The 23,135-nt window shown below is 64.8% G+C and carries 24 protein-coding genes and 1 tRNA gene; 10 read left to right on the top strand and 15 right to left on the bottom strand.

Annotation, left to right across the window (positions count from 1 at the left end; all coding sequences use genetic code 11):
- Positions 1-34 precede the first annotated feature (34 nt).
- From ppa to hemC, 9 genes are all read right to left on the bottom strand, one after another.
- On the bottom strand, positions 35-565 hold the full coding sequence (gene ppa, locus IEV58_RS00670; protein ID WP_188407750.1) for an inorganic diphosphatase: 531 nt from the start codon (positions 563-565) through the stop codon (positions 35-37).
- A 93-nt stretch (positions 566-658) separates the two neighbouring features.
- A complete protein-coding gene (locus IEV58_RS00665) occupies positions 659-1,165 on the bottom strand; it encodes a GNAT family N-acetyltransferase (RefSeq protein ID WP_188407749.1) in 507 nt (168 codons plus the stop codon).
- A gap of 157 nt (positions 1,166-1,322) precedes the next feature.
- A complete protein-coding gene (locus IEV58_RS00660; RefSeq protein ID WP_188407748.1) occupies positions 1,323-1,814 on the bottom strand; it encodes a hypothetical protein in 492 nt (163 codons plus the stop codon).
- Between the two features lie 79 nt (positions 1,815-1,893).
- The gene (locus IEV58_RS00655) at positions 1,894-2,325 is read right to left on the bottom strand and encodes a hypothetical protein (protein ID WP_188407747.1); all 432 of its coding nucleotides are present in this window, start codon (positions 2,323-2,325) and stop codon (positions 1,894-1,896) included.
- Between the two features lie 177 nt (positions 2,326-2,502).
- Positions 2,503-2,578 (bottom strand) — tRNA-Thr (locus IEV58_RS00650).
- A gap of 52 nt (positions 2,579-2,630) precedes the next feature.
- Positions 2,631-4,205 carry a heme biosynthesis protein HemY gene (locus tag IEV58_RS00645; RefSeq protein ID WP_188407746.1) on the bottom strand — a complete coding sequence of 525 codons (1,575 nt, stop codon included), beginning with the start codon at positions 4,203-4,205 and terminating at the stop codon, positions 2,631-2,633.
- The gene (locus IEV58_RS00640; protein ID WP_188407745.1) at positions 4,202-5,500 is read right to left on the bottom strand and encodes a COG4223 family protein; all 1,299 of its coding nucleotides are present in this window, start codon (positions 5,498-5,500) and stop codon (positions 4,202-4,204) included. The genes IEV58_RS00645 and IEV58_RS00640 overlap by 4 nt, the downstream gene beginning before the upstream one ends.
- A gap of 46 nt (positions 5,501-5,546) precedes the next feature.
- The gene (locus IEV58_RS00635) at positions 5,547-6,275 is read right to left on the bottom strand and encodes a uroporphyrinogen-III synthase (RefSeq protein ID WP_188407744.1); all 729 of its coding nucleotides are present in this window, start codon (positions 6,273-6,275) and stop codon (positions 5,547-5,549) included.
- Positions 6,276-6,292: 17 nt separating this feature from the next.
- Complete coding sequence (hemC, locus tag IEV58_RS00630; protein ID WP_188407743.1) at positions 6,293-7,213, bottom strand: hydroxymethylbilane synthase; 921 nt, start codon at positions 7,211-7,213, stop codon at positions 6,293-6,295.
- A gap of 90 nt (positions 7,214-7,303) precedes the next feature.
- Here hemC and tsaD point away from each other — a divergent pair, with 90 nt between their 5' ends.
- The 7 genes from tsaD (at position 7,304) to IEV58_RS00595 (ending at position 14,692) form a co-directional block, all read left to right on the top strand.
- On the top strand, positions 7,304-8,365 hold the full coding sequence (tsaD, locus tag IEV58_RS00625; RefSeq protein ID WP_188407742.1) for a tRNA (adenosine(37)-N6)-threonylcarbamoyltransferase complex transferase subunit TsaD: 1,062 nt from the start codon (positions 7,304-7,306) through the stop codon (positions 8,363-8,365).
- A gap of 7 nt (positions 8,366-8,372) precedes the next feature.
- Positions 8,373-9,371 (top strand): NAD(P)H-dependent glycerol-3-phosphate dehydrogenase, encoded by a 999-nt coding sequence (locus tag IEV58_RS00620; protein ID WP_188407741.1) that lies wholly within the window; start codon positions 8,373-8,375, stop codon positions 9,369-9,371.
- Between the two features lie 155 nt (positions 9,372-9,526).
- The gene (locus tag IEV58_RS00615; RefSeq protein ID WP_188407740.1) at positions 9,527-10,072 is read left to right on the top strand and encodes a hypothetical protein; all 546 of its coding nucleotides are present in this window, start codon (positions 9,527-9,529) and stop codon (positions 10,070-10,072) included.
- A 17-nt stretch (positions 10,073-10,089) separates the two neighbouring features.
- Positions 10,090-10,512, top strand: coding sequence for an EVE domain-containing protein (locus tag IEV58_RS00610; RefSeq protein ID WP_188407739.1), 423 nt, complete (start codon positions 10,090-10,092; stop codon positions 10,510-10,512).
- A gap of 229 nt (positions 10,513-10,741) precedes the next feature.
- Complete coding sequence (acs, locus tag IEV58_RS00605; protein ID WP_188407738.1) at positions 10,742-12,691, top strand: acetate--CoA ligase; 1,950 nt, start codon at positions 10,742-10,744, stop codon at positions 12,689-12,691.
- A 133-nt stretch (positions 12,692-12,824) separates the two neighbouring features.
- The gene (locus IEV58_RS00600; RefSeq protein ID WP_188407737.1) at positions 12,825-14,102 is read left to right on the top strand and encodes a hemolysin family protein; all 1,278 of its coding nucleotides are present in this window, start codon (positions 12,825-12,827) and stop codon (positions 14,100-14,102) included.
- Between the two features lie 86 nt (positions 14,103-14,188).
- Positions 14,189-14,692 (top strand): L,D-transpeptidase, encoded by a 504-nt coding sequence (locus tag IEV58_RS00595; RefSeq protein WP_188407736.1) that lies wholly within the window; start codon positions 14,189-14,191, stop codon positions 14,690-14,692.
- 2 nt (positions 14,693-14,694) lie between these two features.
- Here the strand turns inward: IEV58_RS00595 and IEV58_RS00590 are convergent, their stop codons facing one another.
- Positions 14,695-15,378 (bottom strand): extensin-like domain-containing protein, encoded by a 684-nt coding sequence (locus tag IEV58_RS00590; RefSeq protein ID WP_188407735.1) that lies wholly within the window; start codon positions 15,376-15,378, stop codon positions 14,695-14,697.
- A gap of 6 nt (positions 15,379-15,384) precedes the next feature.
- Positions 15,385-15,630: a DUF1674 domain-containing protein gene (locus tag IEV58_RS00585; protein ID WP_308790713.1), complete on the bottom strand. Its 246-nt coding sequence runs from the start codon at positions 15,628-15,630 to the stop codon at positions 15,385-15,387.
- Positions 15,631-15,664: 34 nt separating this feature from the next.
- Here IEV58_RS00585 and htpX point away from each other — a divergent pair, with 34 nt between their 5' ends.
- The 3 genes from htpX (at position 15,665) to IEV58_RS00570 (ending at position 19,759) form a co-directional block, all read left to right on the top strand.
- Positions 15,665-16,612 (top strand): zinc metalloprotease HtpX, encoded by a 948-nt coding sequence (htpX, locus tag IEV58_RS00580; protein WP_188407734.1) that lies wholly within the window; start codon positions 15,665-15,667, stop codon positions 16,610-16,612.
- Positions 16,609-17,964: an RsmB/NOP family class I SAM-dependent RNA methyltransferase gene (locus IEV58_RS00575; RefSeq protein ID WP_188407733.1), complete on the top strand. Its 1,356-nt coding sequence runs from the start codon at positions 16,609-16,611 to the stop codon at positions 17,962-17,964. The genes htpX and IEV58_RS00575 overlap by 4 nt, the downstream gene beginning before the upstream one ends.
- A 70-nt stretch (positions 17,965-18,034) precedes the next feature.
- Positions 18,035-19,759, top strand: coding sequence for a heparinase II/III family protein (locus IEV58_RS00570; RefSeq protein ID WP_229729092.1), 1,725 nt, complete (start codon positions 18,035-18,037; stop codon positions 19,757-19,759).
- Between the two features lie 7 nt (positions 19,760-19,766).
- Here the strand turns inward: IEV58_RS00570 and IEV58_RS00565 are convergent, their stop codons facing one another.
- The 4 genes from IEV58_RS00565 to IEV58_RS00550 are packed head-to-tail and all read right to left on the bottom strand — an operon-like array spanning position 19,767 to position 23,131.
- On the bottom strand, positions 19,767-20,600 hold the full coding sequence (locus IEV58_RS00565) for an APH(6)-I family aminoglycoside O-phosphotransferase (RefSeq protein WP_188407732.1): 834 nt from the start codon (positions 20,598-20,600) through the stop codon (positions 19,767-19,769).
- Between the two features lie 13 nt (positions 20,601-20,613).
- Positions 20,614-21,147 carry a chromate transporter gene (locus IEV58_RS00560; protein WP_188407731.1) on the bottom strand — a complete coding sequence of 178 codons (534 nt, stop codon included), beginning with the start codon at positions 21,145-21,147 and terminating at the stop codon, positions 20,614-20,616.
- Positions 21,144-21,728 carry a chromate transporter gene (locus IEV58_RS00555; RefSeq protein ID WP_229729091.1) on the bottom strand — a complete coding sequence of 195 codons (585 nt, stop codon included), beginning with the start codon at positions 21,726-21,728 and terminating at the stop codon, positions 21,144-21,146. The genes IEV58_RS00560 and IEV58_RS00555 overlap by 4 nt, the downstream gene beginning before the upstream one ends.
- On the bottom strand, positions 21,725-23,131 hold the full coding sequence (locus IEV58_RS00550) for an MmgE/PrpD family protein (RefSeq protein WP_188407730.1): 1,407 nt from the start codon (positions 23,129-23,131) through the stop codon (positions 21,725-21,727). The genes IEV58_RS00555 and IEV58_RS00550 overlap by 4 nt, the downstream gene beginning before the upstream one ends.
- Between the last annotated feature and the right edge of the window lie 4 nt (positions 23,132-23,135).

Here is a 23,135-nt window from a genome sequence, read left to right as displayed (position 1 = left end):
AAGGGCTGCCGCGCGGCAGCCCCTCTGATCTCGCTCAGTCGTTCTTCGCCCGCGCGATGGCATCCTCGATCATCTTGCGGGCCTTCTCCGGCCCTTCGAAGCCAAGCACCTTGACCCATTTGTCGTTCTCAAGGTCCTTGTAGTGCTCGAAGAAGTGAGAGATCTGCTGCAGCGTGATGTCGGGCAGGTCAAAGACCGAAAGAACCTTGTCGTAGCGGCGGGTCAGCTTGGAAACCGGAACAGCGATGATCTTCTCATCGCCGCCGGCCTCGTCCTCCATCATGAGCACGCCAACGGGGCGGCAGTTGATGACCGCCCCGGGCACGATCGCGCGCGTGCTGGCGACAAGCACATCGACCGGGTCTCCATCCTCGGACAGGGTGTGCGGAACGAAGCCGTAATTTCCTGGATAGCGCATCGCCGTGTAGAGGAAGCGGTCGACCACCAGCGCGCCGGCTTTCTTATCGAGCTCATATTTGATCGGTTCACCACCGATGGGAACTTCGATGATGACATTGACGTCATCGGGAGGATTCTTGCCGATCGCTATGGCGTCGATATTCATGGAGAAACCGTCCTGAGTGTTATTGACTGGTTTCTCTAGCAATGGCGGCTGACAACGCGCAAGCCGTGGCGGTATTGGTTTTTTGCGGATTTTTCACGCCCAGGCGAACGCCAGCTTTTCCAGGCTGCGATCGCCGAAGGTTTCGGTGCCGCGCGCGACCGCGACGCCGCCGAGGGCGCGATAGAAGCGGCAGGCCGATTCATTGTCGCTGAGCGCCCAAACCGCGAGACCGACGAGTTCGCGTTCGGCCAGGGCTTCGCGGCAGGCGGCGAAGAGGCGCCGGCCGAAACCAAGACCCTGATATTCCGGCATGACGTAGAGCTCATAGATCTCGCCGCCGACGCCAATGGCGGTCGCACGGTTACGCCCGTAGGAACCGTAACCGACCACCTCTCCGGAGACGGTGAGAAGGGCGATGCGGCTGCCGCGGCGGATTGCCCCGTCCCACCAGGACGGCCCGCGGCGGGTGACCATGCGCTCAAGGTCCCGGCCGGGAATCAGGCCGCTATAGGCGAGGCGCCACGCTGCATCATGGACGGCGGCGATGGCAGCTGCGTCCGATACCCGGGCAGGGCGAAGGTCGATCGCGACGATGCTCATGGGGCGATTCTACGCTCAGGTTACGAGGCTCGCCAAGCCTGATCTTAGGCCTTCGCTCAGAAAGATGCACAAAGATGCACGGGAGAAATATGGCATTTCCGAAATGGAAAGAGCCGGGACCACGCCCGGCTCCTGAATCTTGCGATCTATCGGAAAATCAGGCCTGCGCGGCCGTCCGCGGAGTCATCTCGGCAATACCGGCGGGACCGAACTGCTCGATCAGGGTGTCATGGATGCGGGCCAACCATTCCTCGGCCTCCTTGGCCCGGGCCTCGGCGGCGGTGGCACGCGACTCCGCCGCCTGAGCGCGGCTTTCCGCGGAGCGGATGCGAGCCTCGGCAGCCTTGAGCTCCTGCGCGGCGCGGCGCATGAGTTCCTGAGTCTGCGCCTCGGTCTCGTTGGCGCGTTCCTGATGCTGCTTCATGGTGTCGGCGCACTGCCGCACCAGGTCGAGAGCGGAGGAAAAATCGCGCTTGGACAGACCGCGTTGCGATCCGAGATCGCCTCCGGCGGCGTCCTTAGGGCCAAGAGCAACGCGCAGAACCTTGTCCAGACCTGCGAAACTGCCCTTCTCACCCTCGCTTGGCGTTTTCGATGCTTTCGCCTGGGCTGCGCCACTATCCCAGGGAAGATCCCGAGCATGTTCCACTGAATGCTTCTCCCAAAAAGAATACTGACGATTAGATCGAGCTAGCCAGCGATTCGTCGTTAACTTTATCCAAACGACTTTATCTTTCGCAAGCGAAACACTCGGTCAGGGTATCGTTGATATGGGTGATCCAGGATTCGGCTGAAACGATCCGTGCCTCGGCCATTCCCTCCCTGGATTCAGCGGCGGCGATGCGTGCCTCGGCTTCTGCGATTCGCTGCTGGGCGGCGTGCAGCTCCGCTGTCGTGCGGCGGATGAATTCTTGAGTTTTAAGCTCGCGCTCCTCAAGAATAACCTTGTTTTCCCGCAATCTAGAAGCCGAAGCGCGGGCCATTTCGAGCACGCCGGGCAGGTCCAGCTTAGCCAAGGGCGTTTCGCCGCCTGACGGAGAAAGCGTCAATTTTATGATGTTGCTCATTTTCTCGAAACTCTCGGCGTCGAAGGCCGATTTTTCTTCTTTCGGATTCAAACGCTCTTCAATGTCTTTCCAAGACTGACTCTCATCAAACATCACGCATTCCTCCGAACAGTCCGCGCAGGCTTGTCCACAGGACAAACCTGTTACCGCGCATGAACGGAGGTTCAGGCGATTATGGTTAATAGAGTGCTAACGAGATCGATTTACGTGGTCGGCGGCCGCGTCGGGGCCGGGCTTTTCCGGAAAGAGTGCCGTCATTTCGGCAAAGGGTGGTGCCGCAAGAGGGATTCGAACCCCCGACCCCGTCATTACGAATGACGTGCTCTACCAGCTGAGCTATTGCGGCCCGTGGCGTCCTCTACCCTCAGACGCGGCACATTGCAAGATGCGGCAGTCGCTTATGGCGGACCGAAGGCCGGCGGCCGTGGCGAGACGGGTGCCAGCTCCTCAGTGAAGGGATCAGTGGAGATGCCAGGATCATCCGGTGAGGGAGGCGTCGGCGTTGCTGTCGCTGGAGCTGGAGCGGCTGGAGCCGCCGGCGCGATCGCGGCCGGGGGCGATGGCACCGGGGGACGAGTTGCCGTGGCTGCCGGCGAGGGAAGTGCCGCCGTCTCAGGTTCAGGCTCCGGCGCCGATTGTGGCGCCTCCGCTTCGCGGATGATTGTTTCCACGGCTGGCGAAGCATTGCCCAGCGCTTCATGAGGGACAGCCCAGTGCACGGCATCCAGTTTGCCGCTGAAGGGCGATACCGGGGCCCATTGGCCGATGGCGACACCATCGGCGATCCAGGTCGGATCACGCCGGGCGGACACCGCTCGTGCAAGCCAGCCCCTGGAGGCGGCGCGATTGCCTTGATCCGCCTCCTCGATTTCCGCCATCAGCAGCGCCGTGCGCACCGTGGGGCCAGCCTCGATCAGGGGCTTCAATGCTTCCCGCGCCAAGCCAAAATCGCGTGCCTCCAGGGCGGTGCGCGCAAGCGCCAGAGCGCCTTCCGGGCTCGCCTGATCCTTGGCGGCAAGGCTCTTGGCCTTCTTCAGCCGGTCCTGAGCCGTATCGCCATGCCGCGCACGGATGTAGACCTCGGCAAGATCGGGATGCGGCGCGGTCTTCCAGGCTGTCTCGGCGATTTTCATGGCCCTTTTCGCATCGCCCTGTTCGGCGGTCAGCCGGGCTGCCAAAACCGCTGCCGGCACAAGGCCGGGCGCGAGCTTGATCGCTTCCAGAGCCGCATTGAGCGCCGTCCCCGGGTCGCTGCCGGCGCGCTGCATGGCCTCTGCGGTCATCAGCACGGCGCGCTGCCGCCGTGCGACCGATCGCTCCGTCACGCGATTGGCAGCGTTGCGCTCCACCGTGGTGAGCGCAGCGGCCCAATCGCCTGCGGCGCATTGATAATCAAGCAGCGCCGGCCCCGCCCAGGGCGCTTCAGGGGTTGTGCGCAGGGCTTCCTCGGCCATTTCCCGGGCCACGACAGTGTCGCCCTGGCGGCGCGCTTCGATAAAGAGGCCGCGAAGGCCGAGCGCCCGCGTGTCATCATGCTCAAGCATGGCGCGGAAAGAGTTCTCGGCCGCGGCGTGATCGCCGGTAAGTTGCGCGGTCTGTGCGGCGATGATGCGGGTGAGAGGGCTGCCGGGGATGAGGCGCCTTGCATCGCGTGCCGCGCGACGGGCTGAGCGCTCATCTCCCGTGCCGACGGCGACGAGGCCGCGCGCGATCGCGTTCAGACCCTTGATCCGGCGGCGTGATTGCATGAAGCCGGTCAGGGCATCGGGCCCACGGGTGATCAGCCGCAGGACCATCCAGAGCAAGGCAAGGACGGTGGCGGCGAGAACGACCGCGAAGAGAGCGACCCCGAGCGTCGTCTCATAACGGTAACCACCGAGGACGACGGACACCTGCCCCGATTGATCGGCGATCCAGACGGCGGCGAGCCCGACGGCCAGTACGCAGGCCAGAAAAATCAGTACACGGATCATCGATCGGTCACCGCTTTGCGGGCTTCATCCAGGGCCAGTGTTCGAAGGGCGCTGCCGGCCTTTTCTGCCTCGATGCGCGCCCGGGCCATTGCGGCGGGACCTTCGGTCGCCTTCTTCAGTGAGGGATCGAACGCGTTCCACTCGGCAAGCGCAGCTGCGAGGTCTGCGCGGTCAAGCGCGCCGAGAAAGCGCGCTCGCCTTGCCTCTGGCGCATCCCCTTCGGGTTCGCCCATGGGTGTCACCCGTATGAGCGAACTTGCGTTAGCCATGAGCCTGTCGACCACGCCGGCGTTCGCCGGAGGAGGGGGAGGAGGCGCGCTGTCGAGCGCCTGGCGCCATTGTGCGGCGATGCGCGGCGCCGGTGGCAGTCCGGTCTCCGCATGGGGCGCAAGAGCCTCCACATCAGCCTGCGGCATGAAGGCTTGAACGGCGGACAACTCCTGGCCGTAGGGCTGCCCACGCACCAGGGCAGTATCGAGCGCCGCAGCCGCGGAAAGGGCGAGGGCGCTCCTTTCGCTGGTGGAGGTCTCTGCCGTCTGCTGCGCCGTATTGGCTTGGCTGCTCTGGCTCACGGTGTTGATCTGCTGCTCCAGCGCTCGATCAGCTTCCGCGAGACCGTCAAGGCGCGCTGACAGCGCTGTGCTGTCCTGTTCGATCTGCTGCAGGCGGCCGGCAAGATCGGTCACGGCCGTATCATCCGGCCGGGGTGCGGTCTCGGATGCGACAGCGGCAGCCTCGAGCCGCTCGCCAAATTCCGCGAGCTTTCGCTCAAGCTCCGCCACGCGAGGGTCGGCGTTCTCAGCACCTTGCGCCGTGGAAAGAGCGTCCTGCAGACGGACGACGTCGCCCTCCAGCGCCGCGACACGGTCGGCATCGGCATTGGGCATCAGCCCCACGGCGCTGAGACCGAGCATCAGCAGGGCGGCGACGACCGCGCCACCGATACCGGCCGCCATCAACGGCAGGAAAGGTTGCGCGCGATTCGCCGGTTCGCCTCTAACCTCCTGCTTCGGCGGTTGGGGCGGCGGAGGAGGCGCCGATTTCGCAGCGGCGCCGGGTTGCTGGGGCTGGGAGGTCCTGGGAGGATCCTTTGGTGGCGGTGCGGCACTCGAGGGTGAGGAGCCCGACGGCGCGCCGGAGGCAGCCGGTGCGGTCGAAGTGGCGGATTTGCCGACGTCCTTGGCTTCAAGATCGATCACGGGCGGGCGGGGGCGGGCGGCGCTGGGCTTGGGCTCCTCGGCTTTGGCGCCGGCCGGTGTCGGCTTGTCCGGTCCCTTACCGCTGGTATCGCTCATGCGCCCTCGTCCTCTCTCATGTTCCTGCCGCTTAAGTCATAGCCACTCACTCTCCTGATGGCGAGCCGAGGCGCGGCAAAAGATCGATCAGCGCCCGCTCCTCGGGGCGCTGTGCGATGAGAACAGTCTTTGCGCCGAGAGGTTTCAATGCCGTTGCCACCTTCGACGACAGACACAGATGGCTGAGCAAGGCCGCCTTTTCCACCAGGTTCACGTCGCCCTGGAGCTGGGCGAGAAACAGCGCCGCGCTGCGCGTTGAAAAATGAAGGATCGCATGAAGCGCCCCGGCCCGCAGCAGCTTGTCCGCCCGCTCCGTCAGGTGCGGTATCGACTGTGCCTCGTACAGAACGGCGAGATCCACATCGATGCCCGAGGGTGCGAGCGCGGCGGCGAGATCCGCCGCACGATCGCGGCCGGCAAGATGCAGCGCCCGTCCGCCTTTCGGCAGTTTGGCTTTCGCCTGTTCGATGAGCGAGACGGCATCCCCCTCGGCGGCGTCCACATGACGGAACCCCTGCCGGCGCGCAACGGTGGCCGTGCGGCGACCGACGGCAAGAAGAGGGCGTTCCAGCAGGAGGTGCCGGTCCGGATGATCCGCCAGCACCCGCAAGGCATTGACGCTGGTGACGAGCACCAGATCTGGCGGCGCCAGAGCGGCGATATCCGGGCGGGGCCGGCAGGCGGTGATGGCCATGACAGGTGAAACGACGGCGTCATGTCCGAGGCCGCGAAGCCGGCGCGCGGTGCGCTCCGCATCGGCTCTTGGCCGGGTCACCAGGACATGCACGATCTTCAGACCCAGGTCAGCACGCCGGCAGGCAGCATGGACCGGATCTCATGTCCGGCATCGGCGCCGAGCCGGGCCGCCTCTTCCGGCGCTCCGCTGCGGAAGGCCTCCCACATCCTTTCGCCATCCGGAGTCAAGACGCGACCCTTGAAGGACAGCAGACCGTCCTCGATGACGGCGAGGCCTGCGATCGGTGTTCGGCACGACCCATCGAGAACCTCGAGAAAGGCCCGCTCCGCAGCAAGCCTGATACCGGTGTCGGCGTCCAGGATCGGCGCCAGAAGATCCTGGACGCGGGTGTCGCCGGAACGGATTTCCAGCCCGATGGCGCCTTGGCCGATGGCGGGCAGGAAGTCATCGGTCTCCAGGGGGCGGGCATGGTGATCGAGGCCCAGCCGGATGAGGCCGGCCATGGCGAGAAAGGTGGCCGCGACCTCACCTTCGCGGAGCTTGCGCAGGCGGGTTTCGACATTCCCGCGGAACGGCACGACTTTCAGGTCCGGCCGCAGGCGACGGACCAGGGCCTGGCGCCGCAGCGAAGCGGTGCCGACCACGGCTTCCTCCGGCAGATCGGCGGGTCCCTGGCCAGGACCGATGTAGGCATCCCGCGCATCGGCGCGCGGCAGGCAGCCGGAAAGGACAAGACCCTGCCGGTGATGGGTTGGCATATCCTTCGAGGAATGCACGGCAAGGTCGATGCGGCGGTCGAGAAGGGCGTCCTCGATCTCCTTCGTGAAAAGGCCCTTGCCGCCGGCCTCCGAAAGCGGCCGATCCTGGATGGTGTCTCCTGTGGTTCGGATGACCTCAACGGCGACATCGGCTTCATTCAGATCGTGGGCGCGAACCAAAGCCGCGCGGGTTGCATTCGCCTGCCACAGCGCCAGTGGAGAGCCGCGCGTGCCGATGGTGAGAAGAGGCGTGGTCATGGATTCCGTCAGTTCGGTGCAGTGTATCGTTGCGAGTGTGGCCGGGTGGACTATAGGGTGCAGCATCCGCAACAGGAAGCCGCCCGCCTAATGCTCATCCTTGGCATCGAGACAACATGCGATGAAACCGCCGCCGCCGTGGTGGCGCGTGACGAGGGAGCGCGTTCCGGCCGCATCCTGTCCAATGTGGTGCGGTCTCAAATCGAGCAGCATGCGGATTACGGCGGTGTGGTGCCTGAGATCGCGGCTCGCGCGCACATCGATCTGCTCGACGATATCGTGGCGAAGGCTTTGTCGGATGCCGGCGTCAAACGAAGCGCGCTGCACGCCATCGCGGTAGCCGGGGGCCCGGGCCTGATCGGCGGCGTCATGGTCGGGGTCACCTATGCCAAAGCCATGGCGCTGGCGCTGGAGCGGCCGTTCATCGCCGTCAATCATCTCGAGGCCCATGCGCTCACAGCGCGGCTGACCGATGGCGTTTCTTTTCCTTACCTGCTGCTTCTTGCCTCCGGCGGACATACGCAGCTTGTCGCGGTGCTGGACGTCGGGCGCTATCGCCGTATCGGGACGACGGTGGACGATGCCCTGGGCGAGGCCTTCGACAAGGTCGCCAAGATGCTGGGTCTTGCCTATCCCGGCGGGCCGGAGGTGGAACGATGGGCGGCGTCGGGAGATCCGCAGCGCTTTACCCTGCCCCGACCGATGATGGGTCGGCCGGAACCGGATTTCTCGCTCGCGGGACTGAAGACGGCCGTGCGGCTGGCCGCGCAAAAGGCTGAGCCGCTGTCCGACACCGATGTGTCCGACCTTTGCGCCAGCTTCCAGATGGCGGCCATGGACATCGTGGTCGATCGCACGCGGGTGGGCATCAAGCGCTTTCAGGAATATACCGGCAACATTCCGACAGCGCTCGTCATTGCCGGCGGCGTCGCTTCGAACCAGGCGCTGCGGCGGGGGCTACAGAAGCTGGCCGACGACAGCGGCACGCAGATGATCGCCCCGCCGCCGGAGCTGTGCACCGACAATGGCGCCATGATCGCCTGGGCCGGCAGCGAAAGGCTTCTTCTCGGCCTGCATGACGGGTTGGATTTCGCCAGCCGGCCGCGCTGGCCTCTCGACGCCGCCGCGGCAGCTCCAGGCGCGAAGGCGTGATCTCGCCATGACTGTGAAGAATGTGCTGGATTCTGCGACTACTGTCGGTGTCATCGGTGCGGGAGCCTGGGGAACGGCCCTTGCCAATGTGGCCGCCCGCACCGGTCGTTCCGTCGCGCTTTGGGCGCGCCGCGCGGAGCAGGTGGCGGAATTGACAAACCTGCGCGAGAACAGACGCTATCTTGCGGACATTCGCCTTGCCGACACCGTTGCCCCCACGGCCGATCTCGCCAGGGCGGCCGATAACGATCTTGTCCTCCTTGTTGTGCCGGCCCAGAGCCTTCGCAGTGTTGCAGCCGAGCTTCGGGTGCATGTTCGCGGCGGCGCCACCCTGATCTCCTGCGCCAAGGGGATCGAGCGCGACACCTTGATGCTTCCGACGCAGGTCCTGGCTGAGGAAATTCCGGAAGGGCGCCCGGCGGTGCTGTCCGGCCCGAGCTTTGCTTCGGATGTCGCGTCCGGGCTGCCCACCGCCGTGACCGTCGCGGCATCCTCGCTGGAGCATGCCCGATGCATCGGCGCCGCGCTGGCCTCCGCTACGTTCCGCATCTATCACAGTGATGATGTTGCAGGGGTCGAGATCGGCGGCGCGGCGAAGAACGTCATGGCGATCGCTGCGGGGATCGCCGCGGGGCGCGGCTTGGGTGCCAGCGCGGGAGCCGCTCTGGTGGCGCGGTCTTTTGCCGAACTGCGCAGGCTCGGCAAGGCGTTCGGTGCCCGGCCGGAAACCTTGATGGGCCTTTCAGGCCTTGGCGATCTGATCCTGACGGCGGGTTCCCCCCAGTCGCGCAACTTCGCGCTTGGGCATGCCATCGGATCAGGTCTGCCGCTGCCGGATGTGCTCGCGGAGGGAGCTTTTACGGCACGAGGGCTTTTGGCGCTGGCGGCGCAGCACAACGTCGATATGCCAATCGCATCTGCTGTGGAGGCCGTTCTGTCCGGGCGGGCATCCCCAGACCATGCGGTCGAATTATTGCTGGATCGCCCACTGCGCGCCGAAAATTAACTATACTAATCCAGTTTTTAACTTTACCGCGACAAAGTCGGCGATTGGTTTCACATGTTTCTATTGTTCTTCTTGTAGTCTGAGGGAATTTGAGGTAAAGGAAGTGTTATCATCACTGGTAAACTGCATTGTTTTGAAATCTTAAGGGGGTTCACATGGAAATTTCACCGGGTACGTCTGCCTTGACCAATGCTCTGGTCGATGACAGCGACGACGTCGAGGCCTTTGAAATCGCAGCAAGTGGAAAGATGTCTGCGAGCGATGTGCTCAAGGAACTCAATATCGCACCCGCTTCGGGTTACGTGCTTCCGAAGGAGCCCGTGGATCGCACGGCGATAATCGACATGGCTGCTGTTCTGGCCGGCACCGAGGATTCTGCCGAGCCTGTAATCACGGAAACGAAGCAAGTTGCCTTGGGCAAGGTGATGGATGCGCTGGCTCGAGGCACCGCGACCATTCTTCCGGGCTCGACCACCGAGAGGGTCAAGCTCGAGGTCAACGGCCAAGTCTACATCATCGTCGGCAACAATGCCGAGCTCCTGGTCAACGGCACTCTTGAAGTCGCTGGCTTCTTCGGCACATATATCACCACTGCGGAGCTCATCAGCGGCGGTTACATCGACCTCCGTGACGATGAAGAGGATGATCCGCAGATCCTCGGCCTGCAGCTCGACGGATCTCATAGTCACGACACCGAATGACGGGGCTAACCTGACCAGTGCAATATTGGCTTTTCAAATCCGAGCCTGACGTCTGGTCATGGCATATGCAGAAGGCCAAGGGGGACGCCGGCCAGTACTGGGACGGCGTCCGCAACTATCTGGCGCGCAACAACATGCGCGCCATGAAGCTTGGCGATCGCGGCTTCTTCTATCATTCCAATGCCGGCAAGGAGATCGTCGGCGTAGTCGAGGTCTGCGCGCTTTCCCATCCCGACCCGACCGATACCACCGGGCAGTGGGACTGCGTCGATATCCGGGCACTTTCGGACATGCCCCGGCCTGTGACGCTTGCCGAGGTGAAGGCCAATCCCGCTCTGAAGGACATGGCGCTGGTGACGTCGATGCGGCTGTCCGTCCAGCCGGTCAAACCCGACGAGTGGGCCGAGGTCTGCCGCATGGGCGGCCTTGCCGGCTTCTGAAGCCTTTCTTCCCTCGCCATCGCCCCGCCGATCCGGCGCTCATGGCCCGTAAGCCGGATGGCCCAGCAGGCGCTTCATAGGCCACGGCGAATCCGTCCGGGGGAGCCTCACGCTTCAAACAGGACCAAAGTCGCAGAACAGCTTGTCTTGCCGCTGTTGGGTCAGCTTATCATAATGCCGGGACAAGCAGGCGCGTCGAGCTAAGGCGCTGCCCTATCGGGAGGATGGAATGTCAGAGAAGGTTTATCCTGTTCCGCAGGACTGGGCGGCTCGCGCTCTCATCGACGAGGCCGCATATCGGGACATGTATGACCGTTCCATCAAGGATCCCGAAGGCTTCTGGGCGGAACAGGGCAAGCGGCTCGACTGGATCAAGCCTTACACCAAGGTCAAGAACGTCTCCTTCGCGCCGGGCAAGGTTTCGATCAAATGGTTTGAAGACGGCACGCTGAACCTCTCGGTCAATTGCATCGACCGGCACCTGGCCACCCGAGGAGATCAGGTCGCCTTCATCTGGGAAGGCGACGACCCCAAGGATGACGCGAAGATCACCTATCGGCAGCTCCACACCGAGGTCTGCCGCATGGCCAACGTGCTGAAAGCCCAGGGCGTCAAGAAAGGCGACCGCGTCACCATCTATATGCCCATGATCCCGGAAGCCACTTATGCGATGCTGGCCTGCGCGCGCATCGGCGCGGTGCATTCCGTGGTCTTCGGCGGCTTCTCTCCCGACAGCCTCGCGGGACGCATCGAGGATTGCGGTTCGACCTGCCTCATCACCGCTGATGAAGGTCTTCGTGCGGGTAAAAAGGTGCCGCTGAAGGCAAATGCGGACGCCGCGCTGGCGAAGAGTCCGCTGGTTACCTCGGTGATCGTCGTGAAACGCACCGGCGCCGCTGTCAGCATGACGGAGGGCCGCGACCTCTGGTATCACGAGGCGGTCAAGAACGTATCGGATAATTGCCCGCCGGAAGAGATGTCGGCGGAAGACCCGCTGTTCATCCTCTATACATCGGGTTCGACGGGTAAGCCGAAAGGTGTGTTGCACACCACGGGTGGCTATCTCGTCTATGTCTCGATGACCTTCCAATATGTGTTCGACTACCAGGATGCCGAAATCTTCTGGTGCACGGCCGATGTGGGCTGGGTCACCGGTCACTCCTATGTGGTCTATGGGCCGCTTGCCTGTGGCGCTACCTCTCTCTTGTTCGAGGGCGTGCCAAACTATCCCTCCGTGTCCCGCGTCTGGGAGGTGATCGACAAGCACGGGGTCTCGATCTTCTATACCGCGCCGACGGCGCTCCGCGCGCTCATGCAGGCGGGTGACGAGCCGGTGAAGAAGACCTCGCGCAAGAGCCTGCGCCTTTTGGGATCGGTGGGCGAGCCGATCAATCCGGAAGCCTGGGAATGGTACCACCGGGTCGTGGGCGAGGACCGCTGCCCGATCGTGGACACCTGGTGGCAGACGGAGACCGGCGGTATTCTCATCGCCCCGTTTCCAGGCGCGACCGCGCTGAAGCCGGGATCAGCGACACGACCCTTCTTCGGCGTGCAGCCCAAGATCGTGGACGCCGAAGGCGAGGTGCTGGAGGGCGCCTGCGAAGGAAACCTGATCCTCACCGACAGCTGGCCTGGCCAGATGCGGACGGTCTACGGCGACCATCAGCGTTTCATGGAGACCTATTTCTCCACCTATCCCAACGCTTACTTCACTGGCGACGGCTGCCGCCGCGACGATGACGGCTACTACTGGATCACGGGCCGGGTCGATGACGTCATCAACGTCTCCGGTCACCGCATGGGCACGGCCGAGGTTGAATCCTCGCTGGTCGCCCATTCGAAGGTGTCGGAGGCGGCGGTCGTCGGCTATCCCCATTCCATCAAGGGGCAGGGCATCTATGCCTATGTCACGCTGATGGCTGGCGAGGAGCCTTCCGAGGAGCTGCGCAAGGAACTGGTGCAATGGGTGCGCAAGGACATCGGACCCATCGCTTCGCCCGATCTCATCCAGTTCGCCCCAAGCCTCCCCAAGACGCGCTCCGGCAAGATCATGCGCCGCATCCTGCGCAAAATCGCGGAGGATGAATACGGCAGCCTCGGCGACACCTCCACGCTATCCGATCCCGGTGTGGTGGATGATCTCATCGCCAACAGGCAGAACAAGCGCGTTTCGGCCTGATCTCGCAAAGCATCGTCGGGAAGGCCGGTCGCACATCAACCACTTCCCACATCAAGCCAAAGAACCTCTTGGCTTGATGTGGGGTGCTTGATATGGTCCCGCCCTATTCTTGGAGCGGGTTCACACCCTTTCGATGTTCGAAATTCTGATTTTGTGCGCGTTGATCGTGCTGAATGGCGTGCTCGCCATGTCCGAGCTCGCTGTGGTCTCTTCCCGTCCTGCACGCCTTGAAGCTCTTGTCCGTTCCGGCCGTTCCGGCGCCAAAGCGGCGCAGGCTCTGGCAGCGGATCCGGGCCGGTTCCTCTCCACCGTCCAGATCGGCATCACGCTCGTCGGCATCCTCTCGGGTGCCTTCGGCGGCGCCACCCTGGGACAGCGGCTCTCGGAGCTGTTGATCGACGCCGGTCTGTCGGAACGTGCCGCCGACACGCTCGGTGTCGGCATCGTCGTGGCCGCCATCACCTATCTGTCGCTCATCATCGGCGAACTGGTTCCCAAGCAATTGGCTCTGCGCAATCCGGAGGCCGTGGCCTCCACGGTGGCGCCCGCCATGCGTTTCCTGGCCATCGCGGCCGCCCCGTTGGTCTGGCTGCTCGACCGATCGGGCAAGCTGGTGCTCCGCTTGTTCAAGAGCGATGATGGCGCCTCATCAGGCGTAACGGAAGACGAAATCCGGCTGATCGTTGCGGAGGCGGAAACGGCGGGTGTGGTCGAGCCGGAAGAGCGCCGCATGATTTCCGCCGTGCTGCGCCTCGGCGAACGCTCAGTGCGTGCCGTCATGACGGCACGTCATGAGATCGACTGGATCGATCTCGATGAGAGCAGCGAGACAATCCTCGCCGATCTCCGGCAAACTCCCCATTCCAGGCTTCCGGCGGCGCGTGGCAGCCTTGATGCCGTGGAAGGCGTGGTGGTCGCCAAACGGCTGATCGAGACGCTGATGAACGGGGGTGACGCGGCATCCTGCGTGGAAGCCGCGCCCGTGGTGATCGACACGCTTGATGCATTGGACGCGCTGGAGACGCTGAGGGGATCGCCCCTTCACATGGCACTGGTTCACGACGAGTATGGCCAGTTCGAGGGTGTTCTGACGTCCTTCGATCTCCTGGAATCGATTGTCGGCGCTTTCCCGGATTCGAGCTCTGCAGAGGATCCCATGCTGGTGGAGCGCAGTGACGGCTCTTACCTCGTCGACGGTCTGACCCCGGTGGACGATCTGTCGGAGCGACTGGGGGTCGAGTTTGCCACCGAACGCGGCGTGCAGTCGGTCGCCGGCATCGTGATCTCGGCCCTGCGGCGCCTGCCGGAGGTGGGCGAAAGCGTGCAGATCGATGGCTATGTGTTCGAGGTGGTCGACATGGATGGTCGCCGCATCGACAAGGTCATGGTGTCGAAGGCGCCGGCCGCCTGAGCCGCTTAACCAGTTTGGGCGAAAGTCCCCCCGGAATATATGCCTTGAGATAGGATCCGCCCCGATCACCTGCTGGGAATGGGGCGTTGCGTATTCTCTCCTGTCTCTTCGGCGCGGCTGTGCTGGTCGCCAGTGTCAGCTCGGCCAAAGCCATCGAGGTGGTGCGGCTTGACGGGTTCAAGGCCGGCACCATCGTCATCCGCAATCAGGAACGACGGCTTTATTACGTTCTCGACGAAGGTCGAGCCCTTCGGTATCGCGTGGCGGTGGGCCAACGGGGCAAGCAGTGGACCGGTACGGCCCGGATCACGTCCAAGCGCGAGAGGCCGGCCTGGTCGCCGCCGGCGGAAGTGAAGCGTGATCGTCCACATCTGCCGGATGTTATTCCCGGCGGCGCGCCAAACAATCCCATGGGCGCGGCCGCGCTCGTCCTCAGCCTGCCGGAAATCGCCATCCACGGGACGAGCGCCTCCATGCGCAACTCCATCGGCACCGCGGCCTCCTATGGCTGCATCCGCATGCTCAACGAAGATATTCTCGACCTTTCCGCCCGCGTGCGGGTGGGTGCGCCCGTCATCGTCACCAACTGACGTCAACGGCACACGGAATAAAGCCCCATGTCGAAGTGGAAGTGATCGGCGTGGAGGGCGTTGTAATCAGGTGAGAGAACGGCACCGAAAAGCGGGCAGGCGCCGTCGCGTACGGCGCGCAGGAAGCGGCCTTTCGCGCCCGTGTCATCCCAGTCGCGCAACAGGCTCACGCTGTCGCCATTGGCGAGGGCAAATCCGGCGATGTCGATGGCGTTGGCCGTGGCGTGCTGGCTGCGGCGGCCGGTCTCGCGATTGTTGATGTTGCGGCAGGAATAGGTGCCGAGCTGACGGATCGTCGTCACCTCCGTTCCCAGATGCTGGCGCGCCGCCGGCGCCACCACATGACGCTGCCACATGACGAGGGCTGCCGCGGCGGGGCACCGGAGCGTCACCGCTCCTCCGTAGCCGACGGGATCACCGCGCAACACGACGGCATCATCATACCCGCAGCCGTTCTGCATGGTTCGCGACGTCGCAGGCTGTGCATCGACATTGCCTTCGTCCAGCACCGCCAGGCAGCGCGGCGCATCCATCTTCAGGCGCTGGAGGTGCAGACCCGTGAGGAAGTCAGGCGGGGCTTTGAGATCGAGCGGCCGCAGGCGCTCGATGTTCATGATCAACCAGGCGGCTGCGCCCAGGAGGCCCAGAATGATGATGGCCCAGACGGTCGCCCGCAGCCTTTGCATCTGAGGTCAGAAATCGCTGGCGATGCCTTTGACCTCCCAGTCGCCGTATCGGACTGGTTCCTTCCCGCCGCGACCGTGATATTCGGGCGGGGCGGTCCTCTCACGGGCGTCGATGTCGGCCCGGCGGGCTTGTGCCTCGGCCAGAGCGCGTTCGGCTTCAGGTGTCAGCACTTTGCGCGGGGGGCGTGGAGTTTCTGTTTCGGTCATGGTGTCGCTTGCGTAAAGATCGCCTTCGCCCAACATATAGGTCATTCGGAGCGATGTTGCTTCTCACGAGGACGACACCATGAATTATGTGAAGACTGCCATGCTGCTCGCGGGGATGACCGCGCTGTTCATGGCCGTCGGCTATGTCATCGGCGGCCAGGGCGGTTTGATGATCGCCTTCTCCGTCGCATTGGCGATGAACATCTTCTCATATTGGAACTCCGACAAGATGGTCTTGCGGATGTACGGCGCGCGTGAGGTCGACGCCCGCTCCGCGCCGGATCTTTACGGCATGGTGCAGCAGCTCTCGGCCAATGCGCAGCTGCCAATGCCCAAGGTCTACATCATCGAAAATCCGCAGCCGAACGCCTTCGCCACGGGCCGCAACCCCGACAACGCAGCCGTGGCGGCGACCACCGGGCTGCTCCAATCGCTCTCCTATGAAGAGATCGCCGGCGTCATGGCGCATGAACTCGCGCACATCAAGAATCGCGACACGCTGATCATGACCATCACGGCGACCATCGCCGGCGCAATCTCCATGCTGGCGAATTTCGCCTTCTTCTTCGGCGGCAACCGCGACAACAACAACGGCGGTTTCGGCATCATCGGCACCATTCTGGTGATGATCCTCGCGCCGCTGGCAGCGATGGTGGTGCAGATGGCCATCAGCCGCACGCGCGAATATGCGGCCGATCGCATGGGCGCCGAGATCTGCCGCCAGCCGTTGTGGCTGGCTTCCGCGCTGCAGAAGATCGCCGGTGCGGCGCGGCGGGTGGAGAACAATCCCGCCGAGCACAACCCCGCGACCGCGCATATGTTCATCATCAATCCGCTTTCGGGCGCGCGGGCGGATAACCTGTTCTCGACCCACCCCGACACCAACAATCGCGTTGCCGCCCTGCAGCAGCTTGCGCAGGAGATGGGCGTGGCCGGGCCGACGGTGGCGCGGCCGGCCCAACCCGCGTCCAGGCCTTCCGGGCCCTGGGGTCGCGGCGGCGCATCGGGTCGCGGTCCCTGGGGATGACACGCAGCAGAGTCTGGCATCGCGCTCCCAAGCCCGAAGCACCATCACAAGGGCTCGCCGCGCGGCGGGCCGCCACCATTCTCGTCGATGGCGTCCTGCGCCGGAAACAGCCGCTCGACGAGCAGCTGGAGGCGGAAGGCGGTCCTCTGGTCGCCCTCGACGCCCGGGACCGGTCGCTGGCGCGTGCTATCGCCGGGATCAGCTTGCGGCGCATCGGCTCGCTGCGAGCAATCCTGGATCAATTGCTGGCGAAGGGTCTGCCCGGCGGTGGTTCCGGTCCGCTGGAGGCCATGCTGATCACGGGCGCCGCCCAGATCCTCTTCCTGGATGTGCCGGATCACGCGGCGGTCTCGCTGGCGGTCGATCAGGCGCAGGCGCACCGGGCAACCAAGCCCTTTGCTCCCCTGGTCAATGCCATGCTGCGCAACGTGGCACGGCAGAAAGACGAGTTTGTGCCCATCCTGTCGGATCCATCCCGGGATGTGCCCCGTTGGCTTCAGACCCGACGCGTGAAGGCCTATGGCGCTGATATCGCCCAGGCCGTCGCCGCTGCCGAGCGGTCGGAGGCAGCCCTCGATATTTCAGTAAAGGGTGATCCCGGCCACTGGGCGCAGGTGCTTGGCGGCATCGTCATGCCGACCGGAACCGTGCGTGTTGCCGATGCGGGAGTCGTTCCGGAATTGCCCGGTTTCGCAGAGGGCGATTGGTGGGTGCAGGATGCCGCAGCGGCTTTGCCTGCCGCGCTGTTCACCGACATCGCCGGAAAGCGGATCGCCGATCTCTGCGCCGCCCCCGGCGGCAAGACCGCTCAGCTGGCGGCTCATGGCGCCAGCGTCACGGCGCTCGATCGCTCTCGCCGGCGTCTTCAGCGGCTGGAGGAGAACATGACGCGCCTCGGCTTTTCCGTTGAGGCTGTCGCGGCCGACGCGGGGGACTGGAACGGCGGGCAGTTTGAGGGCGTGCTGCTCGATGCGCCCTGTTCGGCCACCGGCACCATACGGCGGCACCCCGATGTCGCCCTTCTGAAAGAGGAGAAGGACATCGCGGCCCTTGCCGGCCATCAGGCGCGGCTCCTTGATGCTGCGGCCGACCATGTGGCTCCGGGCGGAACGCTCGTCTATGCCACCTGCTCGCTCGAACGCGAGGAGGGCGAAGACCAGATCGCGGCCTTTCTCGCCCGTGATTCGCGATTCGCCCGCCGGCCGGTAACGGCACAGGAGGTGGGGGCGTGGGCCGAGATCGTGACCAATGAAGGCGACATCCGGACCCTGCCGTCTCATTTTCCACATGAAAACCCGCGTCTTTCGGGCCTCGATGGCTTTTTCGCCAGCAGGCTGGTGCGAAGCAGTTAGACACGAAGGCTATTTCATCGGGATTTTAAGTTAAACTGAAATCCGGGGATGGTTTCGAGGTGGATTTCCGGTGCGTATCGTGTTGGCGGAGGAGACCCGACGGGTGTCCGTGGTGGCGAGCCTTGCGGCTCGTGCACTGACACGCCGCATGGGCTGGCCGCGCTGGCTGAAGATGCCCAAACGGCGTCGCGCCGCCGAGCGCATGGTGATCGCCCCACCGGAACTGAGAACCGGCGACCCCTCCGTCGCCGCTGACCTCTACGCTGGGCGCTACGTGCTCGCGGGCGCGGTCCTGCTGACCAATGGCGGCTCGGTCTATGAGCTGCCTCCGCCCAGCCTCGAATGGCATCAGGCGCTGCACGGCTTTGGTTGGCTCAGACATCTCCGAGCAGCGAACACACCCCTGTCGCGCGCCCATGCCCGAGCGCTCATCGAGGAATGGATCTCGGGTCCCGGCCGTCGGGAGAAGGTGGCGCGCGATCCCGAGGTCATGGCCCGACGCTTGATGGCCTGGTTGGTGCAGGCGCCCTTTCTGCTCGATGGCGCGGAACTGCGCTTTTCCCGGAAGTTCCTGCGGGCACTCACATCGGATGCACGCCGTCTGGAGCGCGCCCGCATATCACCCGGCGCGCCACGCATCCTATCGGCAACCGCGCTGACGCTGACCGGCCTCTGCCTTCCCTCGGAAGCGCGTATGCTGCGGCTCGGCGCGCAGCGGCTCGCTATCGAGCTGTCGCGGCAGATCAAGCCTGATGGCGGCCATGTGAGCCGCAATCCGGCGGTCCTGCTCGACCTGCTGCTGGATCTCGTGCCGCTGCGCCAGACCTACGGCGCGCGCAATCTGGAACCGCCCGCGGCGCTGGTGGCGGCCATCGATCGCGCCATGCCCATGCTCAGGTTCTTTCGCATGGGCGACGGCGCCTTTGCCGGTTTCAACGGCACGGGCGGAGGTGCCGCCGATGAGATGGCGGCCGTGCTTGCCTATGACGACGCACGGGGCCGCCCCGTCATGAACGCCACGCACAGCGGCTACCAGCGCCTCGAAGGCGGCGACGCTATCATGGTGGCTGACACAGGTGCGCCCCCTGTCCCCCCGCTCAGCCTGGACGCCCATGCGGGCTGCCTGTCGTTCGAGTTCAGCGTCGGTCCCTCTCGTCTTGTCGTCAATTGCGGCGAGGCAGGGCACGGACGGGACAAGTGGCGGCAGGTGGCGCGGGCGACCGCCGCTCATTCCACGGCCACCGTCAACGATACATCCTCGGCCCGTTTCCTCACCTCACGCTTCTTAACCCGGCTGTTCGGTGCACCCGTCGTGTCCGGCCCGAGGGAGGTGCCGGTGGAGCGCCATGACGCCGCCGACGGCATCAGCCTTGGCGCCCGGCATGATGGCTACGCCACGCTGTTCAATCTGGCGCATCGGCGGGAATGGCGGTTGGCGGCCGATGGGCGCCGGCTGGACGGCCTTGATATCTTCGAGCCCGCGAAGGCGGGCAAGCCGGTGGCGGCGGGGTCGACCTACGCCATCCGTTTCCACCTCCACCCCGGCGTGCGCGCGAGCCGCATGCGCGAAGGGCGAGCGGTGATCCTGGGGCTCGCCGATGGATCCTCCTGGGTGTTTTCCGCCGGCAGCCGGACCATCACGCTGGAGGACAGCGTCTATCTTGCCGACCCTACGGGCCCGCGCCACACCGCGCAGATCGTCGTGTCCGGATCGGCAGTGGACGAGGCCGAGGTGCGCTGGAGCTTCGTGCGCGCGGAGGGCGCGCAGATGAACGCGGAACGATCCGGCGCATAGCATGGGCCTAGCCGAGCAGGCCGCGAGCCATGGCGTTGATCGTGAGGTCAATGGCAGTGCCCGTGTCGTCGCCGTCACCGATGAACCAGGCTGCCGACAGGCCGGTCCAGGCGACGATCCAGCGGAGCAGGCGCTCGGGCTCCACCCCGGTTGCGCCGATCACGACATCCAGCCGGGCCTCCAGCCGACCCGGCAAGCTGGCGAGCGGCCGGCTGGGGTCGCTGAGATCGGGATTGGTGAAGATGTTGGCATAGTCGAAGGTTCGTTCGCCCAGCAACCCATGAGGATCGATCGCCAGCCATCCCCGTTCGCCGAAGTCGAGCACATTCTCGTGGTGCAGGTCGCCGTGCAGAGGGCCGACGTCGAATGGAGACGCCAGCAGCCGGCGTGCGATATCGGCGGCGGGCGCCAGCGCCGCGTGTTCCGGTGCGAGCTGAAAGAGCGGCTGGAACCAGGCCTCCAATGGATGCAGGTCCGGAAGCGGATCATTGCGCGGGGCGTGCAATCGAGCCGCTGTATCGCACAGGATGCGGCACGCTTCGTCGTCCCGGCCCGACCAGGCCATCTGCGCGAGATCGCTGGCGCCCGAGGCCCGTTCCATGAGCAGGGCACCGGTGGATGAGGAGAAGACCTTGGCGGCGCCCTCGCCATTCCACCACGTCATGAGACGGTAGCCCGCCTGTTCGTCGGGAGTGCGGGCGACCTTCAGTATCGCAGGTGAGCCCTCGCGCTGCACCGGAATGACCCAGCTGGATCGGGTGGTCAGCAGAGGACCGTCGGAAACCAGCCGCCATGCCTCGAGGATTTCCCTCACCTTCGGTGGGAGGGCATGCAGGTCCATGGGAACTCGTATCCTAGACCAGTCCCAACAGTCCCAGCCCCGCCGCTACCCCCAGGAAGATGAGCGGGTTGAGCCGGGTGAGAGCGATGACGGCCGCCATGCCGGCGGTGATGGCATAGCTCATCCAGGATTCCTGGGCGACGGCGAGGGTCAGCAGGCAGCCCGCCGAAGCGATGAGGCCGATGGTGACCGGCGCGGCGCCGCGTTCCAGCCGCTTGTACCAATCCAGCATGTGCCAGCGCTGCCGGAAGCGCGCCGCGAAATAGGCGAGACCGAAGGCGGGTATGGTCATGGCGCCGGTGGCAACCAGCGCGCCGGCCAGCCCCGCCACACGCCAGCCGATCACGGTGACGACGAGCACATTGGGGCCGGGTGCTGCCTGCGCGAGCGCGAAGAGATTGGCGAACTCCTGGCTGGACATCCACTGATGGGTTTCAACCACACCGCGGTGGATTTCCGGGATGACGGCAGCGGCGCCACCAATGGCGAGCAGGGACACCGTCAGGAACTGGAGGGCCAGCTGGAGGAGGACATCGCGTTCGTTCATGACCGGCTCACCCAGGCGGCTAGCATGCTTGTCGGAAGAAGGGCCGCCAGAACCCAGATCAGCGGGATCTTGAAGAAAACCACCGCGACGATGGCGGTGGCGGCGAAGACCATGACACGAAGGTTCTTGCGATAGGGCCAGCCGATCTTGATGGCCATGCCGAGGATCAGGCCGGCCGCCGCCGAGGAGACGCCTTTGAAGGCCGATTCGATAGCCGGCAAATGACCATAGGCGTCATAGAGCATGACGAGCAGCAGAACGATGGCGACCGGCGCTGCCATCAAGCCGATGAAGCAGACGAGAGCCCCCCGGAACCCGTGAAAGCGGACGCCGACGCAGGTCGAGAGATTGACGATGTTGGCCCCCGGCAGAAACTGGCAGAGGCTGAGGAGATCGATGAACTCAGCCGGCGCCAGCCAGCGCTGCTTTTCCACCAGCATCCAGCGCGCCCAGGGAAGCACGCCGCCGAAGCCGTAAAGGCCGATGGTGCCGAAGCCGATAAAGAGCTGAAGCAGGGTAGGCGGGGGCGCGAGATCGTCGGCGGCGATGAGGGGTTCGGATGCGGTAATGGTTGACATCATGCAGCTGCGTGTCGGGTGTCGGGTTCGGTGGCCGTGGCAAGATCGTCGAGAAGGGCGAGAAGATCGTTCGTCATGAAGGAGGCGACCTCCCGTGCGCTGGACAGGATCCGGTGAGCATGCGCCGCGCCGAAGGCGGAGGTTAGGCACTCACGCGCCTTGGTGTCGAGCATATCAGGCGCGGCCGGCTTGCCCCAGATGCCGGGCGGGCCGTCACAGCGGCCGGTGATGGTCTGACCAGCCTCGGTTTCCACCACGACATCGAGCGTCATGCGGTCGAAGCGTCCCTCCCGGGTGGGATCGACCTCGATGGTCGTCGCGTCGAGCAGCGCCACCATATCGGGCGCATTGCGGCGGGCGTTGGTGAAACTGTCGACCGTTGCCCCACCGTCGAGCAGGCCGAGCGCGGCGGTGTACTGGAAGGAGAACTTGCCGGCGAGGCCGGTACGTGGCGCCGCGCGGTCAACATAGGGCATCTGCGGCGCGATGATGCGAACACGAGCGATCCTCGCGTTCGCCGGCAGCTTGGCCCGGGCGTCCAAGGCGGCGGTGATGACGAAATGCGTGCCGTACTGACTGGGATAGAACTTGTAGGCGGGACCGGGCTCAACGATGTGCAGCTCGTCCAGTGACGCCGTCAGGAATTCAGGCTGGTGGTCGGGGCCGAAAAAGGCGGTGAGAAAGCCGCGTGGCCCGGCCAGAGGATCGGCATCGGAGGTGAAGCCGCGCGCTGCAAGAAGAGCGGCCTCAAGACCGCCGGCCGCCGCCCCGCCGCAATGAAGCGCCTTGGTCATGCTGCCGACGTTGGCGAGGATGGTGCCGGATTTCGAGGCGGCGATACCCAGGGCATAAAGGAGCTGCTGCGGATCAAGGTCCAGCAGCATTCCGCAGGCAACCGCGCTGCCGAGCGGGCCGACCACGCCGGGGGGATGAAACGTAAGGCCTGCGGGCTCAAATTGCTGGGAAACCAGCCGCAGCCGCCCCTGTGTTTCAATGCCCATGGCCAGAGCCATCAAAATGGCCTCGCCGGTGACGGCCGGGGCCGAGACGTGGCCGCGGGAGATGGCTTCGGCGAGGGCCAGCACAGCAGGAAGCGTTGTGGAAAGCGCATGATTGGCCGGATTCCACATAGGCTCGTAATCGAGCACATGCATGGCCGCGCCGTTGATCCGAGCGGCATCGGCCGGCGAGGTTCTCTCGCCATGGCCGATCAGCGTCGCCCGGGGATCCGATCCCTGATCGATCGCGAGCTCGGCCAGGATACGTGGCCCCGGCTGCCGGGCGCCGAGCGCACCCACCGCGATGCCGTCGAGGAAAAGATCGCCTGCGGCGCGTGTCGCCGCAGCACCGAGGCCTTCGCTCCGGAGGCTAATAAGGTGCTGAACGAAGGCTTCGGTGGTGTTCATGTCG

It is taken from the genome of Agaricicola taiwanensis, from assembly GCF_014635245.1.
In the GTDB taxonomy this organism is placed as follows: domain Bacteria; phylum Pseudomonadota; class Alphaproteobacteria; order Rhizobiales; family Methylopilaceae; genus Agaricicola; species Agaricicola taiwanensis.
The sequence above is the reverse complement of the archived record's forward strand: the minus strand, read 5'-3'. Positions and strand labels throughout refer to the sequence as shown.

What these genes read in the sequence shown, in the direction of transcription:
- IEV58_RS00600 (WP_188407737.1), top strand. Translation starts at nt 12,825, where the DNA reads ATGTTCGAAATTCTGATTTTGTGCGCGTTGATCGTGCTGAATGGCGTG.
- tsaD (WP_188407742.1), top strand. Translation starts at nt 7,304, where the DNA reads ATGCTCATCCTTGGCATCGAGACAACATGCGATGAAACCGCCGCCGCC.
- IEV58_RS00665 (WP_188407749.1), bottom strand. Translation starts at nt 1,165, where the DNA reads ATGAGCATCGTCGCGATCGACCTTCGCCCTGCCCGGGTATCGGACGCA.
- IEV58_RS00585 (WP_308790713.1), bottom strand. Translation starts at nt 15,630, where the DNA reads ATGACCTATATGTTGGGCGAAGGCGATCTTTACGCAAGCGACACCATG.
- IEV58_RS00560 (WP_188407731.1), bottom strand. Translation starts at nt 21,147, where the DNA reads ATGAACGAACGCGATGTCCTCCTCCAGCTGGCCCTCCAGTTCCTGACG.
- htpX (WP_188407734.1), top strand. Translation starts at nt 15,665, where the DNA reads ATGAATTATGTGAAGACTGCCATGCTGCTCGCGGGGATGACCGCGCTG.
- IEV58_RS00555 (WP_229729091.1), bottom strand. Translation starts at nt 21,728, where the DNA reads ATGATGTCAACCATTACCGCATCCGAACCCCTCATCGCCGCCGACGAT.
- IEV58_RS00575 (WP_188407733.1), top strand. Translation starts at nt 16,609, where the DNA reads ATGACACGCAGCAGAGTCTGGCATCGCGCTCCCAAGCCCGAAGCACCA.
- IEV58_RS00640 (WP_188407745.1), bottom strand. Translation starts at nt 5,500, where the DNA reads ATGAGCGATACCAGCGGTAAGGGACCGGACAAGCCGACACCGGCCGGC.
- acs (WP_188407738.1), top strand. Translation starts at nt 10,742, where the DNA reads ATGTCAGAGAAGGTTTATCCTGTTCCGCAGGACTGGGCGGCTCGCGCT.
- IEV58_RS00655 (WP_188407747.1), bottom strand. Translation starts at nt 2,325, where the DNA reads ATGTTTGATGAGAGTCAGTCTTGGAAAGACATTGAAGAGCGTTTGAAT.
- ppa (WP_188407750.1), bottom strand. Translation starts at nt 565, where the DNA reads ATGAATATCGACGCCATAGCGATCGGCAAGAATCCTCCCGATGACGTC.
- IEV58_RS00565 (WP_188407732.1), bottom strand. Translation starts at nt 20,600, where the DNA reads ATGGACCTGCATGCCCTCCCACCGAAGGTGAGGGAAATCCTCGAGGCA.
- hemC (WP_188407743.1), bottom strand. Translation starts at nt 7,213, where the DNA reads ATGACCACGCCTCTTCTCACCATCGGCACGCGCGGCTCTCCACTGGCG.
- IEV58_RS00615 (WP_188407740.1), top strand. Translation starts at nt 9,527, where the DNA reads ATGGAAATTTCACCGGGTACGTCTGCCTTGACCAATGCTCTGGTCGAT.
- IEV58_RS00550 (WP_188407730.1), bottom strand. Translation starts at nt 23,131, where the DNA reads ATGAACACCACCGAAGCCTTCGTTCAGCACCTTATTAGCCTCCGGAGC.
- IEV58_RS00590 (WP_188407735.1), bottom strand. Translation starts at nt 15,378, where the DNA reads ATGCAAAGGCTGCGGGCGACCGTCTGGGCCATCATCATTCTGGGCCTC.
- IEV58_RS00620 (WP_188407741.1), top strand. Translation starts at nt 8,373, where the DNA reads ATGACTGTGAAGAATGTGCTGGATTCTGCGACTACTGTCGGTGTCATC.
- IEV58_RS00645 (WP_188407746.1), bottom strand. Translation starts at nt 4,205, where the DNA reads ATGATCCGTGTACTGATTTTTCTGGCCTGCGTACTGGCCGTCGGGCTC.